1 protein-coding gene and 1 pseudogene are annotated in these 2,754 nt (G+C 68.1%); one reads left to right on the top strand and one right to left on the bottom strand.

Going from position 1 to position 2,754, the window contains the following annotated elements; genetic code table 11:
• Positions 1-449: pseudogene (locus tag Y706_RS30470) on the bottom strand (signal protein PDZ); the annotation flags it as partial.
• A 296-nt stretch (positions 450-745) separates the two neighbouring features.
• Here Y706_RS30470 and Y706_RS0119875 point away from each other — a divergent pair.
• A partial coding sequence (locus Y706_RS0119875) for a TPM domain-containing protein (protein ID WP_028277962.1) occupies positions 746-2,754 on the top strand: 2,009 nt, incomplete at its 3' end.

Here is a 2,754-nt window from a genome sequence, read left to right as displayed (position 1 = left end):
CCGCCGTAAGGGTTGGCGCCGTAGTGGGACTGGCCGTACTGGGTTTGCTGCGACTGGCCGTACGGGGTTTGCTGGGACTGGCCATAGGGCGGGTGGCCGGGCTGGGCGGGCTGGCCCTGGCCGGCCTGGGAGAACCCGCCGTACGGGCCGGCCTGCTGGGCCGGGGCGCCGATCTGCTGGGTGTCCGCGGCGGAGGGCTGGTGCTGCTGGTAGACCGGACGCGGCGCGCCATCCTCGGCGCGGTCCAGCCGGAGGGTCGGGTTCTCGGGGGCCGGGCTTCCGGCTACTGAGGTTTCGGACGTCGTGCTTTCGGATGCCGGATTTCCCGGTGCCGCCTCAGGCGCGCGGCCGGCATGCGGCTGCTCCGGCGAGCCCTCCCGCACTCCCGCCGGTTCCTGGTTCTGTTGTGTCGGCTCCGGTGACACACCCGGCACTGGGTTCTCAGTCATGAGACTTCCTTTCGTCCTCGTCTGCCTATAACTATGAACGCTCAGGCTGACACTAGAGCGGACATTTGCTGGGAGGTTCCTGAACGGACAGTTTGCGGCCTGCGGGCCCGTGTTTCCCAGTTTAAGCCCGTTTCGCTGGTGGCATATTCCCCTAGGTGGACTGCCTTTTGGGTGCACCATAGAATCAAATGGAAATGCCACAGCGACCTGCGGCTTTACATCTGCGTGGGGGCGCTGCTGCATTCTGTGACGGCTGGTTCGACCGAACCGGTCCCAGAAGTGCTGAAGGGTTGCACATGCGGTCTAAGTTGAATCGTTTCCTCGCCGTCTTTGGCGTCGCTGGATTGCTGGCGCTCCCCGCCGCTCCGGCCCTGGCCGAAGATCCGGTGGCCATTCCGTCCGGGCAGAACATCGTGGACAGCGCGAACGTGCTCGGCAGCCGCAAGGCCGAAGTCCAGGACGCCATCCAGAAGCTCCTCAAGGACCACAAGTACAACCTCTACGTCATCACGGCAAAGACGTTCGAGAATCCTGCCGACCCCGCGGGGTGGGCCCAGGCCGTCGCGACCAACAAGGGTATGGGCAAGGCCGACGTCATCCTGACCATGTCCGACGACGGCAAGTACTACTTCTCCCCTGCCAGGGCCAGCGCGATCTATCCCAAGACCGACAGCATCGTCCAGAACGCCATCGTGCCGAACCTGGCCGGCGGAAAGCGCGACTTCGCCCAGGCCGCCATTGATACGGCCGCTGCGGTGGGCGACGCGGCCGGCGGCGGCAGCGGAACGGTGCCCTCCGGCGCCGGGGCGGGCAGCGCCGTCCTCGTCGGAGTCGGCGTCGTGGCTGTGGGCGGTGCGGGAACGTACCTGTACCTGCGCAGCCGCCGGAAGAAGGCCCTGCAAAGTTCGGGGGCGTCAGCCGGGGCCCAGGGCGGGCAGCCGGACCCGCTGGCAGGGCTCACCGTGGCCGAGCTGCGCCGGAAGAGCGATTCGCTGCTGATCGAGGCCGATGACGCCATCAAGTCCAGCGAGCAGGAGCTGGGATTCGCCCAGGCCCAATACGGGGACGCCGCGGTGGGCAATTTCACCAAGGCTTTGCAGGAGGCCAAGGGCCACATGACGGAATCGTTCAAGCTGCAGCAGCAACTTGACGACCACATCCCCGACACCGAGGAGCAGCAACGGAGCTGGCTCGTTGAAATCATCGGCCGCTCCGAAGCCGCGCTGGCATCGCTGCAGGAACAGAAAGCCGATTTCGATTCCCTCCGGGAGCTGGAAAAGAACGCCCCGCAGGCCCTCGCCGCCGTCGGCGCCGGCGCCGCGGACGCCCAGGCAAAGCTTGCCGCCGCCGAACAGTCGCTGACCGATCTGCGGGCCAAGTACGCCGAGAGTGCCCTGGTCCAGGTCGCGGACAACATCAAACAGGCCAAGGAACGTCTCGACTTCGTGCAGAACGCCTCCACGGCGGCGCAGGAAAAGCTCGCCGCGGGTGAAAGCAGCCTCGCCGCGGTCGCCGTCCGCGCCGCCGAGGAAAGCCTGCACCAGACGAACGTGCTGATCGGCGCCATCACCAAGGTGGCCGGCAGCCTCGACGAGGCACGCAACAGCCTGGAAGCCGCCGTCGTCGATACCGCGCAGGACCTGGCCCAGGCGAAGGCGATGATCCAGTCCGGCGCCCATCCGGAACTTGCCGGCCCCGTGGCTGCGGCGGAAGCCGCGCTCGCCCAGGTCAAAACGGAAATCCTGGGCGGCAAGATTGATCCGATCGCGACGCTGGAACGGGTCGTCACGGCCCACCAGGCACTCGACCAGTCCCTGGCCGGAATCCGCGACCAGCAGGACCAGGCGCGCCGGGCCCAGGCCTCACTGCAGCAGAGCATCATGTCGGCCCAGGCCCAGATCAGCGCGACGTCGGACTACATCACCGCCCGCCGCGGCGGCGTAGGCACCGATGCGCGCACACGCCTGGCGGAAGCCCAGCGGAACCTGGACTATGCGCTCTCCATTTCCCGCACCGACCCCGTTACGGCCTTGCAGTACGCACAGCAGGCCTACGCGCTGGCGGCACAGGCCGCGCAGCTGGCCCAGTCCGACGTCGACCAATTCGGCGGCTACGCCAACCAGGGCCAAGGCTACGGCCGGGGCGGCATGTTCGGCGGCAGCGGCGGGGGCGGCCTCGGCGGCGCGATCCTCGGCGGAATCCTCATCAATTCGATCCTCCACGGTGGAGGCGGCGGAGGCTGGGGCGGCGGCGGAGGCGGCTGGGGCGGCGGAGGCGGGGATGACTCCGGCGGAGGCTGGGGCGG

Origin of the sequence: Arthrobacter sp. I3 (assembly GCF_000520575.1) — a bacterium.
GTDB lineage: Bacteria > Actinomycetota > Actinomycetes > Actinomycetales > Micrococcaceae > Arthrobacter > Arthrobacter humicola_A.
The sequence above is the reverse complement of the archived record's forward strand: the minus strand, read 5'-3'. Positions and strand labels throughout refer to the sequence as shown.